The 14,715-nt window shown below is 67.1% G+C and carries 15 protein-coding genes; 12 read left to right on the top strand and 3 right to left on the bottom strand.

The window, feature by feature from the left end:
- Window position 1 precedes the first annotated feature (1 nt).
- From MAY35_RS04465 to MAY35_RS04455, 3 genes are all read right to left on the bottom strand, one after another.
- The gene (locus tag MAY35_RS04465; protein WP_238419576.1) at window positions 2–1,015 is read right to left on the bottom strand and encodes a nitronate monooxygenase family protein; all 1,014 of its coding nucleotides are present in this window, start codon (window positions 1,013–1,015) and stop codon (window positions 2–4) included.
- Window positions 1,016–2,485: a sugar porter family MFS transporter gene (locus MAY35_RS04460; protein ID WP_238419575.1), complete on the bottom strand. Its 1,470-nt coding sequence runs from the start codon at window positions 2,483–2,485 to the stop codon at window positions 1,016–1,018.
- Between the two features lie 216 nt (window positions 2,486–2,701).
- Entirely contained in the window at window positions 2,702–5,158 is a 2,457-nt protein-coding gene (locus MAY35_RS04455; protein ID WP_308192435.1) for an EAL domain-containing protein, read from the bottom strand.
- A 194-nt stretch (window positions 5,159–5,352) separates the two neighbouring features.
- Between MAY35_RS04455 and MAY35_RS04450 the strand changes: the two genes are divergently transcribed.
- The 12 genes from MAY35_RS04450 (at window position 5,353) to MAY35_RS04395 (ending at window position 14,698) form a co-directional block, all read left to right on the top strand.
- Window positions 5,353–6,237: a hypothetical protein gene (locus MAY35_RS04450; RefSeq protein ID WP_238419573.1), complete on the top strand. Its 885-nt coding sequence runs from the start codon at window positions 5,353–5,355 to the stop codon at window positions 6,235–6,237.
- A gap of 10 nt (window positions 6,238–6,247) precedes the next feature.
- On the top strand, window positions 6,248–7,108 hold the full coding sequence (locus MAY35_RS04445; RefSeq protein WP_238419571.1) for an LLM class F420-dependent oxidoreductase: 861 nt from the start codon (window positions 6,248–6,250) through the stop codon (window positions 7,106–7,108).
- A 54-nt stretch (window positions 7,109–7,162) separates the two neighbouring features.
- Window positions 7,163–7,366 carry a DUF2945 domain-containing protein gene (locus tag MAY35_RS04440; protein ID WP_238419569.1) on the top strand — a complete coding sequence of 68 codons (204 nt, stop codon included), beginning with the start codon at window positions 7,163–7,165 and terminating at the stop codon, window positions 7,364–7,366.
- 83 nt (window positions 7,367–7,449) lie between these two features.
- On the top strand, window positions 7,450–7,809 hold the full coding sequence (locus MAY35_RS04435; RefSeq protein WP_238419567.1) for a PadR family transcriptional regulator: 360 nt from the start codon (window positions 7,450–7,452) through the stop codon (window positions 7,807–7,809).
- Window positions 7,806–9,149 (top strand): permease prefix domain 1-containing protein, encoded by a 1,344-nt coding sequence (locus tag MAY35_RS04430; RefSeq protein ID WP_238419566.1) that lies wholly within the window; start codon window positions 7,806–7,808, stop codon window positions 9,147–9,149. Before MAY35_RS04435 ends, MAY35_RS04430 begins: the two co-directional genes overlap by 4 nt.
- A gap of 25 nt (window positions 9,150–9,174) precedes the next feature.
- The gene (locus MAY35_RS04425; protein ID WP_238419565.1) at window positions 9,175–9,771 is read left to right on the top strand and encodes a sulfite oxidase-like oxidoreductase; all 597 of its coding nucleotides are present in this window, start codon (window positions 9,175–9,177) and stop codon (window positions 9,769–9,771) included.
- Window positions 9,768–10,484, top strand: a complete 717-nt coding sequence (locus MAY35_RS04420) for a ferredoxin reductase (RefSeq protein ID WP_238419564.1) — start codon at window positions 9,768–9,770, stop codon at window positions 10,482–10,484. Before MAY35_RS04425 ends, MAY35_RS04420 begins: the two co-directional genes overlap by 4 nt.
- An 83-nt stretch (window positions 10,485–10,567) precedes the next feature.
- Window positions 10,568–11,044: a glutathione peroxidase gene (locus MAY35_RS04415; protein WP_238419563.1), complete on the top strand. Its 477-nt coding sequence runs from the start codon at window positions 10,568–10,570 to the stop codon at window positions 11,042–11,044.
- 48 nt (window positions 11,045–11,092) lie between these two features.
- On the top strand, window positions 11,093–12,016 hold the full coding sequence (locus MAY35_RS04410; RefSeq protein ID WP_238419802.1) for a DUF1295 domain-containing protein: 924 nt from the start codon (window positions 11,093–11,095) through the stop codon (window positions 12,014–12,016).
- Complete coding sequence (locus MAY35_RS04405; RefSeq protein WP_238419562.1) at window positions 12,013–13,134, top strand: FAD-dependent oxidoreductase; 1,122 nt, start codon at window positions 12,013–12,015, stop codon at window positions 13,132–13,134. The genes MAY35_RS04410 and MAY35_RS04405 overlap by 4 nt, the downstream gene beginning before the upstream one ends.
- A 52-nt stretch (window positions 13,135–13,186) precedes the next feature.
- Window positions 13,187–13,894: a hypothetical protein gene (locus MAY35_RS04400; RefSeq protein WP_238419561.1), complete on the top strand. Its 708-nt coding sequence runs from the start codon at window positions 13,187–13,189 to the stop codon at window positions 13,892–13,894.
- A gap of 3 nt (window positions 13,895–13,897) precedes the next feature.
- The gene (locus MAY35_RS04395) at window positions 13,898–14,698 is read left to right on the top strand and encodes a crotonase/enoyl-CoA hydratase family protein (RefSeq protein WP_238419560.1); all 801 of its coding nucleotides are present in this window, start codon (window positions 13,898–13,900) and stop codon (window positions 14,696–14,698) included.
- Window positions 14,699–14,715 lie beyond the last annotated feature (17 nt).

The following is a 14,715-nucleotide window of genomic DNA, read 5'->3' as shown; positions in this document are numbered from 1 at the left end:
CTCAGCCGAGCCGGGCGATGGTCTCCGCCGCGGGCTCGACGACGGCATCGCGAAAGCCGCTGCCGGCCCACAGGTTGATCCCGTCGGGATCGCTGCTCGCAGCGCGCCGGATGCCTCCGGTCAGCGTGTTGACGGCAGGGTACTCGGCCACCGCGGCGTCGGAGAACCTGTCGGTGAACAGGTTTCGTAGCGCACGCGCGGGTCTGCCGCTGAACGCCCACGTGACCACTGTCTCGGTTCGGTCCGGATCGGCGAGAGCCGCCGCGTGCGCCGGTTTGGTACCGGCCTCGTCGGTCCGTAGGAGCACGGTACCCACTTGTACTGCAACGGGTCCCAGCGAGCGGACCTCGTCGGCACGGTCCGGGGTCGAGATTCCGCCCGCGGCGACGATCGGCAGCGGCACCCGATCGACGACCTCGCCGATCAGCTGGTCGAGTGAAAGGGTGGGAGGGGTTGTGCGGCGGTCGAAGACGGAGCGGTGTCCACCGGCCTCCGGGCCTTGCACGCAGACCCAGTCGGCACCTGCTTGCTGCGCGATCTCGGCGTCGGCGGCGGTGGTCACGGTGACCCCGGCACTGCACCCGTGCCGGTGCAGTTCATCGAAGACGTCCGGCGAGGGGCACCCGAAGGCGAAGGAGACGACCGGGATTCGCTCGTCGCACATCAACCGGATCTTGGCGTCGAAGTGATCGTCGTCCTCCCCCAGGTCGTCCACTTCCGGGAGCGTCACCCCGAGACCCCGTGCATAAGGCACGAGTTCGGCGCGGTACCGGGCGACGGCATCTCGATCGATCGGCTGGGACTCCGGAACGAAGATGTTGACGCCGAAGGCCTCGGTGCCGGCCGCCCGCACGGCCGCGATGTCGGCGCGCACCTTGTCGGGAGCCAGGTACCCGGCGGCGAGCTGCCCCAGGCCACCGGCCACGCCCGCGGCCACGACGAGGTCCGGGGTGGTCGGGCCACCGGCCATCGGCGCGGCCACGACGCCACGGGACAGGTCACGAAGGTCGAACATTCAGGCCTTGTCCTTCGCCGCGCGGACCGCGGTGAACTGTGAGAGTCGTGCGTCTGCCACCGAGTCCATCTGCTCGAGCTCCATCCCCTTCGTCTCCTCGACCTTACGGAGCACGTAGAAGAACGACGCCGCGGCGCAGAAGGCGAAGAAGCCGTAGATGATTCCCAGTCCCACGGCTTCCGTCATCGGTGGGAACAGCATCGAGATGGTGAAGTTGGCGACCCAGTTCACCGCGGTACAGACGCCCAGCGCGACTCCCCGGATTCGGTTGGGGAACATCTCACCGAGCATCACCCACATCACCGGGCCCCAGGTCGCGGCGAACGCGACAACGAACAGGTTGGCGCCGATCAGCGCGACCACGCCCCAGGGGTCGGGAAGCGTGATGTTCTCGCCCTCACCGATCTGCTGTGTGAACGCGATGCACGCCATGAGCAGGCCGATGAACATGCCCACCGATCCGCCGAGCAACAGCTTGCGGCGTCCGATGCGATCGACGAACAGGATGGCCACGAAGGTCATCGCGACGTTGATGACGGCGGTGATCACCGACGTCTTGAAGGAGTCGGCCTCGGAGAAACCGACCGACTGCCACAGCGTCGTCGAGTAGTAGAAGATCGCGTTGATGCCGACGAACTGCTGGAAGATGGCCAGCCAGATACCCACCCAGACGAGCGGGTGGAGGCCGAACGAGGGCCCGGTGATGTCCTTGATCGACGACTTCGCCTCACGCTTGACCGTCAGCTTGATCTCTTTGACCCGTTCGAGCGGGTTCTCCTCGCCGGTCACCTCCTGCAGGATCCGCGCCGCCTCGGCGTCGCGGTTGCGGCCCACCAGGTATCGGGGCGACTCGGGGATCAGCAGGGCCAGGACGCCGTAGACGATCGCGGGCACGACACCGACGAGGAACATCCACCGCCACGCCTCCAGTCCCCACCAGAAGACGCTCGACGCGCTGCCGGCGCTGTCGGCGAGCAGGGCGTCGGACAGCAGTGCCGCGAAGATGCCGAGTGTGATGGCCAGCTGCTGCATCGAGGCGAGCGCCCCGCGGTAACGGGCCGGGGCGATCTCGGAGATGTATGCGGGTGCGATGACGGACGCGATACCGATGCCGATGCCGCCGAGGACGCGCCAGAGCAGCAGATCCGGAATGGTCTGGGTGAACCCGGTACCGATCGCGGAGATGATGAAAAGGGCCGAGCCCAGCAGCATCACGCGCTTACGGCCCCACACGTCGGCGAGCCTGCCCGCGAACCACGCGCCGAGTGCGCAGCCGAGGAGCGCGATCGCGACCGCGAATCCGGTCATCAGTTTGCCGAGTCCGAAGTCGGCTTCGATGGAGTCCACCGCGCCGTTGACGACGGAACTGTCAAAGCCGAACAGGAACCCGCCCACGGCCGCGGCGACGGTCACGCCGATGACCTTTGCCGTGTGCTGTTCGGCGACCTCGCGACGTTGAGAATCGGTCATGACCGGGCCCCGATCACTGTCGCAATCCACCGCGGAATGTGTGTCATGGCCGTGACCTCGCTGTCCGGTTGCATGGACGCCGTGAACCGACGTTGCGGACCAATCTACTCGCGAAGTCCGCCGTTCCAGAGGTTATCGAACACCTCGCGATCCTCGACACCCCACGGGCAGACGGCGTTGCGCGGCCGATGGCGGCCCGGCGCTCCCGACCGCGCCTCAGGCGTTCTCCCACTCCGCGCGGTCGGTGCGGATGAGCACACCGGAGGCGACCACGTCGGCCAGGGGCGCCGGACGTCCGTAGTGATAGCCCTGGGCCAGGTCGCATCCCACCTCGGCGACCGTGTCGGCCTGGGCGGGGGTCTCCACGCCCTCGGCGACCACCCGCATCCCGGCGGCATGGGCCATGGTCACGATCCCGGCGAGAATCGACCTCGCGCTGTGGTGTTCGTCCAGGGCATCGACGAACGACTTCGCGGTCTTGAGGACGTTGACCGGCAGTCGATAGAACTCGCTGAGAGACGAGGCGCCGGTGCCGAAATCGTCGAGTGAGACCTGCGTTCCGAGCTCACGCACGTCACTCAGCAGGGCCAGCAGATCGCTGTCGATGGGCGCGAGTGCGCTCTCGGTGATCTCCAGGCACAGCGCCTCGGGCTCCATTCCGGATCGTTCGAAGGTCTCGCGGAGCCGCGTGATGAACAGACCGTCGGTGAGCTCTCGTCGGGATACGTTGACACACAACATCACCCCGCGAAGATCGGGTTCGGCGGCCACTTCGGCTGCCGCGGTACCCAGAACATAGGCGCCGACGCGGTCGATGAGGTTGGATTCTTCGGCGACCGGTATGAATTCGGCAGGTGAGATCGAACCCAGCTCCGGATGTTGCCATCGCAGAAGGGCTTCCAGTCCGACCAGCGTGCCGTCGTCGGTCGACACGATGGGTTGGTAGTGGATCTGCAGGCGGCCGGGATCGGCATCGAGGGCACGCCGCAGCTCCTCCTCGATCCGTTGCCTACGCTGCATCTCCTCGCGGTGCTGGGTCTGGAACCGGACGTAGGAGGCGCGAGATGTCTTGCGCGCCTGATACAACGCGATGTCCGCGTCACGCAGGAGGTCCGCCGCGGTGTGGTCGTCGCCTGCCTGGACGGTCGCGACACCGATGCTCGCCTCCACCTCCAACGGGTCGGCGCGTCCGCTGACGGTGACCGGTCGGAACACGGAGCCGCGGATGTTGGCGATCTGGCGCTCGATCTCTTCGGCCGAGCACGCCATGCCGAGTGTCGTGACGACGACGAATTCGTCACCGCCGCTGCGGCCGACGGCTGCTTCGTCGGGCGTGGCCGCGACCAGTCGTTCCGCGACGGTGTGCAGCACCTCGTCGCCGACGGCGTGGCCGAGTGAGTCGTTGACGATCTTGAAGTTGTCGAGATCGATGTAGAAGATCGCGACACAGCAGGCGTTGTCCTCCGCACGCAGCGTGCGGAGCTGTGACTCGAGCTCGTTCATGATGCCGGCGCGGTTGTGCAGGCCGGTGACGGGGTCGTGGTCGGCCTCCCAGGCGAGCTGGGCCCGCTCCCGGTGACGGTCGGTGATGTCCAGGAAGGACACCAGCGCGGCGACGTCCTTCCCGTCGTCGTCGATGGGTCGGCAACAGCACGACAGCCACCGGTGCCCGGACGGCGTCGTGACCGTCGCGGTGGCATCGGTGATCGCCTCGCCGTTGCGCAGGCAGCGATCGATCGGCGACACCCCATCGGCGAACTCGAGTGACAGCCGGTGAACACTGGCGCCGGCGACGGCGTGCGCACCGAGCATCGTTGCGGCGGCCGGATTGGCCAGTTCGATCGTGCCGTCCTCCCGGACAACGATGATCGCTTGATGTAGCGCCGCAAGTACGGATCCCAACCGTTCGACGAGGGGCCGCCGGTTCGGTTCGGCGACGATGAGGAATCCGTCGTCGAGGGTGGTCACCGACATGTGGGCGAGAAACGACCGGCCGGTGTCGAAGCGGCGGTGGACCTGGTCGACGGCGCCGCCGAGCGACACCGCCGCGTAGGGGTCGACCCGTGCGCCGAGCACCTCACCCAGATCGCGTCCGAGGGCGTCGGACGCGCTGCGCCCGTACATGGTCTCGGCCGCCGGGTTCCACGACCGGATCGTCATGTCGTCGGCGACGGCGATCACCGCGTTGCTGACGTGATCGAGCAGTGCCGCCTGACGACGCAGTGCCGATTCCGCGGCCTTGTGAGCGGTGATGTCGCGAAGGATCACCTGAAAGGCGGGCCGGCCATGCCACACGGTGCGCACCGAGGTGACCTCCATCGGACGTGGCACCCCGTGGGCGTCGACCATGATCACCTCTCGCGGTTCGGTCGACGCTCCGGCACGGTCTCTCATCCCGGCGATGCGCTCGGTCATCGGACGGAGTTCGTCGGGGTGCACGAAATCGGCGATCTGCCGTCCGAGCATGTCCGCCGGTACGTCGAGGCGCGCGAACGCGAGGGCGGCCGAGTTCGCGTAGACGATCGTCCCGTCCTGGTGCACGGCGATCGCGTCGGGACTCATCTCGAGGAGAAGCCGATAACGTTCCGCGACCGCGGTATCTGCCGGCCCGGCGCCGGGCCCATGGGTCGGGGCCGCGGAGTCGGACCGGTCGTCGGATGTCGGTTCAGGCACGCTGCGCTCCCCTCCCAACCCTGTACGCGACGTCCATGTTCCCCCACACGGCACCGAACAGGGGCCGTTCAGGCGGATTGTCGTCCGCTCGACCGCGCCGTCGGGTGCCGATCTTTTCATCCGCGGGAGTCTGTCTCGTGCCCGATTAGTCGTAGACCCCTGCGTGACGTCCTGCGAAGACGCACAATTCAGCCATGACCGACGAATCGACCTCTACGCCCGCGACGGCTGCCGCGCCCGCCGATGCCCCACCGACATCGGGTGCTCGCCGGGCGCTGACCCTCTTCCTCAACTCTCCGTTCGCCGGGATGGCGCCGTGGATCCTGATGGCCCTGCTCACCGGCCCGGGTCGTTTCGAAGAGGCCGCCGCTGCCGCGTTCACATTGTCCCTGCTGCTGGTCATCGGCGGGCACAAGCGCGGCACCAGCATCAAGTTGCTCGAGGTCTTCGATGTCGCGTACTTCGGGTCGATGGCGCTCATCGCGCTGTTCGCCTCCGACGCCGTCATCGACTGGCTCGAGCGGTGGAGCGGTGAACTCACCAACGTCGCGCTCGTCAGTTTCGCGCTCGGGTCGATCCTGGTGCGTCAGCCGTTCACCCTGCAGTACGCACGCGAGACCACGGAGAAGGAGTTCTGGGACAGCCCGCTGTTCCTCCGCATCAACTACGTCATCACATGGGCTTGGGTCGGCGGGTTCGGTGTCGCGGCGATCTCGGGCGCGTTCGGCGACCTCGTGCTCGAAGACTCGAACAATTTCTGGACCGGTTGGATCATCCAGATCGGTGGAACCATCTTCGCGATCGCGTTCACCGAGTTCTACCCCGACTACGCCACGTACCGTGCTGCGGCACGCGAGGGCTGGGAGACCGACGAGAAGCCGCAGAGTGTCCTGCACCTCTTCGAATGGGTACCGATGTACGTGATCGCGATCGGTATCGCCGGACTCGTCACCGACTCGCTCGGTACGGTGGCGGGGGTGATCATCATCGTTGTCGGAGCCGCGGGCATCAACGTGTTCAAACGGCTCACGACGGCGATGGATGCACGGCTGGAACGAGCGGCCCCGACGACTCGGTAATGTCGGCTGCATGAAACTCGACGGCGTTGGAATCTGGAGTTCACCACTGCGTTACGGCGACACCGGGGAGGCCGCCGAATCCGCGGCCGAACTGGACGAACTGGGTTTCTCGGCCCTGTGGATCCCGGATGTCGGCGGTCCGGTGCTGGAATCGGTCGAGAACCTGCTCGGTGCCACCACCAACGCCGTTGTCGCGACGGGGATCCTGAACATGTGGATGCATGAGCCCGCCGATGTCGCAGCGGCTCATGCGCGATTCGCCGAGCAGTTCGGGCAGCGGTTCCTGCTGGGGTTGGGCATCAGTCACGCACCGCTGATCGACGCCAAAGAGGCGGGGCGCTACCAAAAGCCCCTCGCCACCACCAAGGCGTTCCTCGACGGTCTCGACGCCGCGCCGACGCCGGTACCCACCGACGCGCGGGTCCTCGCGGCACTCGGGCCGAAGATGCTCCAGCTGTCCGCGGATCGCACCCTCGGCGCCCACCCCTACCTGGTGACTCCAGACCACACGAAGATCGCCCGAGAGGCGCTGGGCGACGGACCGCTGCTCGCTCCGGAGCAGACCGCGATCTTCGCGGCAGACCGCGACGAGGCGCGGGCCATCGGCACCAAATGGCTCAAGGGCTACCTCGCGATGCCGAACTACGCCAACAACCTGCGCCGGCTCGGGTTCTCCGAGGACGATCTCGCCGAGGTCAGCGACCGCCTGTTCGACGGGCTCATCGTGTGGGGCGACGAGACCGCGATCCTCGAGCGGATCAACGAGCATCGCGCAGCGGGTGCCGACCATGTGTGCGTGCAGGTGCTGCAGGCCGATCACCGCGGATTCCCCCGCGAGCAGTGGCGGCGGCTCGCAGCAGCCCTGCGCTAGCGGCTGCCGCCCAGTCGAGGTTTACGTTCCGTTGTCGGCTGGGCACACTCCGGCATGGCCATCAAGAAGAACGACACCGTCCGCTGGAACACCTCCCAAGGGGAAACCGAAGGTACCGCTGAAGAGAAGCGCACCAAGGAATTCACCTTCGAAGGTCAGAAGTTCAAGGCCAGCGAGGACGAGCCGTACTGGATCGTGAAGTCCGCCAAGACGGGTTCGAAGGCGGCACACAAGGAGTCATCCCTGTCCAAGAAGTAGCTGTAGCGGGGTAGCCGCCCGCATTCGATCGCTCCTATACCTAGAACTGCTATGGTACTAGCAGTTCTAGGTATAGGAGTGCTATGTATATCGAGAAGGATCTGGTCGCGGCGTCGGCGACGCCCCTGGTGCTGGGGATCCTCGCCGAGGGTGAGTCGTACGGCTACGCGATCCTCAAACGTGTCCGGGAGATGTCCGGCGGGCGCATGGAGTGGACCGACGGGATGCTCTATCCCCTGCTCCACCGGTTGGAGCGTGCCGGCCACGTCGAAGCATCCTGGGGCAGTGCAGAATCCGGACGTCGTCGCAAGCACTACACGATCACCGCGTCGGGTCTTGCCGCGCTGGCCGAGCGCCGCTCGCAGTGGGAAGTTGTCGCCGAAGCCCTCGACCAGGTCTGGCGGTCGGTCGCGGTGCCGCCGACGGCGGAGGGTCTCGCATGACTGCGGAGACCGAGCTCGAGACACAGATCGACCGGTGGCGCGGTTACGTGCTCCGGCATCAGGCGATCGCCACCACCGACGCCGACGAGATGGAAGATCACCTGCGCGGGCAGATCTACGATCTCGCTGCCTCTGGCCTCGACGACGACGAGGCGTTCCTGGTCGCGGTCAAGCGCATGGGGCGCGTCGACGCCCTGTCTCGCGAATTCGCCCGTGAGCACTCCGACCGGCTGTGGAAACAGCTGGTTCTCACCGCCGAGCCGTCACCGCATCTCGGCCGCCTGCGTCACGAGTTGCCGGTGGTGATCGCGCTCATCGTGGCAGCCTCGGCGACGGTGCGGATCGCTCTGGCGGTCATGCCCGAGTGGATCCTCGTGCGCAATGCGGCGCTGCTCGTCCTCCCCTATCTGGCGTTGTACTTCGGCTGGAAGCGGCAGGTGTCGCTGCGCGCCGCAGGTGCGACGGTCGCTGGTTTCCTCGTCGCCGGGATCGTGGTCAACGCCTACCCCTTCGTCGACGAAGGGCCGACCCAGGTGATCGTGACCATCCACGCGCCGATCGTGCTGTGGTTCCTCGTGGGTCTGATGTATGTCGGCGGTCGGTGGCGATCGGGTCCACGACGGATGGACTTCATCCGCTTCACCGGCGAATGGGTCGTCTACGCAACACTTCTCGCGCTCGGTGCGGCAGTGCTGACCGGATTGACCGTCGGGGCGTTCGCCGCACTCGACATCGACGTCGAGAGTGTCGTGACCGAGTGGGTCGTTCCGGTCGCCGCCACCGGGATCGCGTTGCTGGCCGCCTGGCTCGTGGAGGCGAAGCAGAGTGTCGTGGAGAACATCGCGCCGGTGCTCACCAAAGTGTTCACGCCTGTCACCGCGGTGATGCTCGTCGTCCTCCTGATCGCGATGGTGACGAGCGGCAATGTCGTCGACGTCGACCGCGGACTCCTGATCCTCGTCGACCTGATCCTCGTCGTCGTCCTCGGGCTGCTTCTCTACGCCGTCTCCGCCCGGGATCCGCACCTGCGACCAGAACTGTTCGACCGGCTGCAGTTGGTCCTGGTGGTCACGGCGCTCGCCGTCGACGCCGTCATGCTCACGATCATGACGTCGCGGATCGCCGAGTTCGGGTTCACCGCCAACAAGACCGTGGCCCTGGGCCTGAACCTCGTTCTCCTGGTGAACCTCTCGTGGGCGGCCTACCTGCTGTTCGGGTTCGTCCGCCGGCGCCGCGGGTTCGACGCGACGGAGAAGTGGCAGACCGACTACCTGCCGGTCTTCGGGCTGTGGGCGGCCGTCGTGGTCGCGGCGGTGCCGCCGCTGTTCGGTTTCGTGTGAGGGCACGCGCGTAGACTTCGCGACCATGGCGATCGTCAACCGGGGATTCGTGGGACGGCGCGACCGCGACGCCCGGCGTCTCCCGCCCGGTCAGTACACAACCCTCGACTTTCCCGTGCTCTCGGCTGAGCCGACCCCGTCGGTGTCCGTCGAGACATGGAAGCTCGCGGTCCAGTCGGCCGACCATCGGGCGGCGACGTTCACCTGGGAGCAGTTCCAGGACCTGCGGCACGACGAGGTGTCGACCGACATCCATTGCGTCACGCGATGGTCGAAGTTCGACACCCGGTGGCGCGGGGTCTCGTTCGACACCCTGCTCGACGCGCTCCCCTGGGAACCGGCACCGTACGTGATGGCCCACTGTCATGGCGGCTACACCGCCAACGTGCCGCTCGCCGACCTCACCGGCGGACGTGGTTGGATCGCCGACACCTACGACGGCGAGCCGCTGGCTCCCGAGCACGGCGGGCCGGCGCGCCTGCTGGTGCCCCACCTGTACTTCTGGAAGAGCGCCAAATGGGTTCGGCGCCTGCGCTTCATGACCGAGGATGCTCCCGGGTTCTGGGAGGAACGCGGGTACCACATGTATGGGGACCCCTGGCAGGAACAGCGGTACTCGTGACGACGTGGCATCTCACGACAGTGACCTCCGTCGTCGACATCACGCCGTCGGCCCGGACATTGCGCCTGGCCCTGCCCGAACCCGTCCACGCGCTGCCCGGTCAGCACGTCGACATCCGGTTGACCGCCGAGGACGGGTATTCGACCGCGAGGGCCTACTCGCTGTCCGACGTCCGCGAGACCCGATCGGTCGAGGTGACCGTCGAACGACTCGAGGACGGCGAGGTGTCGCCCTATCTCGTCGACGTCGTCGAAGCCGGTGACCCACTCGAGATCAGCGACCCGCACGGCTTCTGGTTCACCTGGCCGTCGGGTGACGACCGCCCGGTCCAGCTGATCGGCGGCGGCTCGGGCGTCGCGCCGCTGATGTCCATGATCCGTGCGCGGGAGGTCGAGGCGCCGCACACGCCGTTCTCGCTGGTGTACTCGGTTCGGAGTCCGGAACGCGTCTACTACCGCGACGAGATGGCCCTGCTGACCGAGCACCGCCGGATGGATGTCCACCTGATCCACACGCGTGTGGCCCCCGCCGACTCACCGCGGCCGGCGGGACGCCTGTCCGCCGCGGAGCTGGCCGAGCTCACGATGGATCCCGCTCGTGACCCCACCGTCTACATCTGCGGGCCGAACCGGTTCGTCGAGAACTGTGCTCAGTGGATGGTCGATGCCGGACACGACCGTGCGCCGATCCGGACCGAACGCTTCGGCGAATGAGGTGTCCGGGTTACGGACGGCGCACTGTCCACTTTCGCTGAATTCACCAAGCAAGTGCTTGATCGGCACGTAGCGTGTCGACCATGACCTCAGCGTACGATTTCGCCGCGACCGGGATCGACGGGAACACCGTCGACCTCTCCGAGTACCGGGGCAGTCCCCTGCTCATCGTGAACACCGCATCGCAGTGTGGTTTCACGCCGCAGTATCGCGGCCTGGAGGACTTGCATCGGGACTACGCCGACAAGGGATTACACGTGCTGGGATTTCCCTGCGATCAGTTCGGGCACCAGGAGCCCGGCGACGAAGAAGAGATCAAGAACTTCTGCTCGTTGACCTACGACGTCTCGTTCCCGATGTTCGCCAAGGTCAACGTGAACGGCCCCGACGCGCACCCACTGTTCGTGTGGCTGCGCGATCAGAAGTCCGGCGTCCTGGGCGGCCGGATCAAGTGGAACTTCACCAAGTTCCTCATCGGGCGAGACGGGTCGGTCGTCGCTCGCTTCGCGCCGACGACGAAACCGGAGAAGCTGGCCGGGCCGATCCAGGAGCAGCTCTGAGATGTCGTGTCGGATAGAGAGGACGCGTCCGTGACCACAACCGCCGCGGTGAGCAGGACAGGTTCGTTCGTACGGGTGATCGTCGCCTACGTGGTGGCGTTCGCTGTCGCCGGCGCATGGCTGGGGTGGGGCCCGGACACCGGCCGTCTGTGGCTCGACACACTCTTCGCCGACCTGTTGGCGACGCTCGTGATCTTCGCCTTCAGCCGGGTGTACTCGAATTCGAGTCTGTACGACGCCTATTGGAGTGTGATCCCGCCCGCGCTGCTCGTGTACTGGTGGGCGGCCGGTGACGCCGGCATCGATGCGGTGCACTGCTGGGTGGTGGCGATCGTCGTCGCGGCGTGGGCGATCCGGCTGACCGCGAACTGGGCGATCGGGTGGCCCGGTCTGCACCACGAGGACTGGCGCTACCCGATGCTGAAGTCCGGTGCCGGCCGCGCCGAGCTCGTCGTCGACCTGCTCGCGATCCACGTCTTCCCCACCATCCAGGTGTTCCTCGGCATGATCCCGGTGTACGTCGCTGTGACGCATACGGGCGGGACGGTGGTGTGGCTGACGGTGGTCGCGGCCGTCGTCGGCCTCGGGGCCGTGGCGCTGGAGTACATCGCCGATGGGCAGTTGCGTCGCTTTGTCGCCCAACGCAAGCCGGGCGCCGTACTCGACACCGGTCTGTGGTCCTGGTCGCGTCATCCGAACTACTTCGGCGAGGTGATGTTCTGGGTGTCCATGGCGCTGTTCGGACTGGCCGCCTCGCCCGGCGACTGGTGGTGGCTGTTCGTCGGCGCAGTACTCATGCTCGCGATGTTCCTCGGCGCCAGCATTCCGATGATGGAGAAGCGCAGCCTCGAGCGACGACCCGACTATCAACTGGTCATCGACCGGGTCGCACGCTTCGTCCCCCGTCCGCCTCGGTCCCGGGTCAGCCCCTCGCAGCCGAGCGCCCATCCGCCGGGACAGGCGACGGCGTGAGCCGACCGCGGGTCGTCATCGCCGGTCTCGGCGACTCCGGTCTGCTCACCGCGACACATCTCGCCCGCCGGTTCGACATCGTCGGCATCTCGTCGAAGCCGGGCCTCGTCAGCGGCCAGGAACTCGGTATGCGCATCAGCCGTCCCGACGACTGGGCCCGGGACTACCGCATTCCGTTCGCACGCTTCCGTCGACTCGACGGAATCCGCACCGTGCACGGCACGCTCACGGCTGCCGATTTCGGCGACCGGACGGTCACGGTCTGCGAGGCCTCCGGCTCGGTGCGAGTGGAGAGCTACGACGCGCTGGTCATCTCCACGGGCGTCCGCAACGGGTTCTGGCGTCAGCCGAGAGTCCAGTCGATCGACGGTGTCGACGCCGAACTCCGGTCCGTGCATCGACGATTCGCGGAGTCCGACACCATCGCCGTGATCGGTGGCGGCGCCGCGGCGGTGAGCGCGGCCGCCAACCTGGCTGCCACCTGGCCGGACAAACGCATCGCCCTGTACCACCCCGGCGAACGAGCCCTGCCGCAACACCATCCACGTACGTGGGCGGATGTGCACAGACGACTGCGCCGTCTCGGGGTCGAGGTGCACGGCGGCCACCGCGCCGAGGTGCCCGAAGGTTTCGCCTGTGACGAGATCACCGCGGGACCGGTCAGCTTCTCCACCGGGCAGCCGGCGGTGGATGCCGACGCCGTGCTGTGGGCAATCGGACGCGTCTTTCCGAACACCGCATGGCTTCCCGCCGAGGTCCTCGACCCGGCCGGATTCGTCCGCGTGACACCGGAATTGCGCGTACCGGAGCACCACCGCGTGTACGCGGTGGGCGATGTGGCCGCGACCGATGCCCTGCGCAGTTCGGCACGAAACCGAGCGGATCGGTTGCTCGCTCACAACATCCGCGCCGATCTCACCGGGCATCCTGACCGCGCCCGGCGCTACAAGCCGCCTCGTCGTCGATGGGGTTCGGTACTGGGGGTGCAGGCCGACGGATTGCAGGTGTTCGCGCCCAACGGACGGCCGTTCCGGTTCCCGGCGTGGTCCGTCGACTCGATCCTGCAACCCTGGATCGTGCGGCGCGGCATCTATGGCGGAATCCGCAACACAGACTGAACTCGCCGACTTTCCGGGCATTCGGCTCGCCGGCCACGCCTACACTCGGCGCATGGGCAACGATCAGTTCTCTGCGAATCCAGGCGGACAACCCGGGCAACCGGGCGGGCCGGGTGCAACACCACCGGCACCCGGAGTGCCCGGGGCAGTCCCCCCGGCGGGCTCCCACCACGACTCGATGCCACCGGCCGCGTCACCCTCGGAGACCCCCGTCGCGGTCGATCCGACGACGAAACCGACTGTCGGCGAACGAGCCAACTCGGTGGTCAAGAAGGTCGTCATCGGCCTCGTCATCGCCGCACTGCTGGTGGTCACCTACTTCATCCTCGAAGCCTTCCTCCCCCGCTGGTGGGCCGGACAGATCGGACGCCGCGTCGAGGGATCGTTCGGACGCGGCATCGCGACCGGTCTCGTGCTCGGGATCGTCTGTACGTTCGTCCCGATCCTCTTCTTCATGTGGTCGTTCGTGAATCGCGGTCGGATGAAGAACGTGCCGACCATCGCTTTCGCGGTTCTCGGCGTCGTCCTCGCCATCCCCAACCTCCTGACCCTGACCGTCGTCGCCGGCGGAGGCAACGGCGCGCACGCCGGCGAACGCATCTTCGACGTCGAAGCACCCGGGTTCCGGGCCGCGACCGCCTGGGGCGTGATCATCGGCCTGCTTCTCGCCGTCGGCGTCGGCTACTTCATCTGGCGCTACCGCAGGCGCGGCCGCCAGCTCAACGCGATCAAGCACCCACCGACCACCGAAGGGCGATGACACGTGACCGAACAGCGAATCCTGGTCGACATCGATGACACGGGTGTCGCCACCGCGACGCTCAACCGGCCCGAGAAGCACAATGCGCTGGACCCGGCGATGTTCGAGGCCCTGATCGACGTCACTGGCACCTTGGCGACCGATGCGCGGGTCCGTGCCGTGGTGGTTCACGGTGCAGGCAAGAGCTTCTGTTCGGGGCTCGATGTGTCGAGCCTCGGTCAGGGCGGCGGCGTGAGTTCCCTGCTGGACCGCGAACCCGGCGTACTCGGGAACCACGCGCAGCGGGTGTCGCTCGATTGGGGTCGTGTCCCGGCACCCGTGATCGCCGCGATCACCGGCAACTGCTTCGGCGGCGGACTGCAGATCGCACTGGGCGCCGACATCCGATACGCGACCCCGGATGCGCGACTGTCCATCATGGAGGTCAAGTGGGGTCTGGTCCCCGACATGGGGATCACCCAGACCCTGCCGCGGCTCCTGCCCGCCGACGTCGCCAAGGAACTCACCTTCACCGGGCGCATCGTCGACGGCGCCGAGGCCCAGCGACTCGGTCTGGTGACCCGGGTCGTCGACGATCCGCTGGCCGCCGCACTCGAACTCGCGCACGAGATCGCAGCGAAGTCACCGCACGCGGTCCGGGCTGCCAAGAAGCTCTATGACGAGTCCTGGGCCGGTGCAGACCCCGAGGCGGCGCTGATGCTGGAGAGCGAACTGCAGGTGGAGCTGATGGGGTCGCCGAACCAGATGGAAGCGGTACACGCCGGGATGGCGCGACGCGAGCCGCGCTTCGCCGACCCGGAGTGACCGCTGCTCTGGGGTGA

The sequence above is a fragment of the Gordonia sp. 'Campus' genome, from assembly GCF_022206305.1.
Classification (GTDB): Bacteria; Actinomycetota; Actinomycetes; order Mycobacteriales; family Mycobacteriaceae; genus Gordonia.
This window is presented reverse-complemented; position numbering and strand designations above follow the sequence as displayed.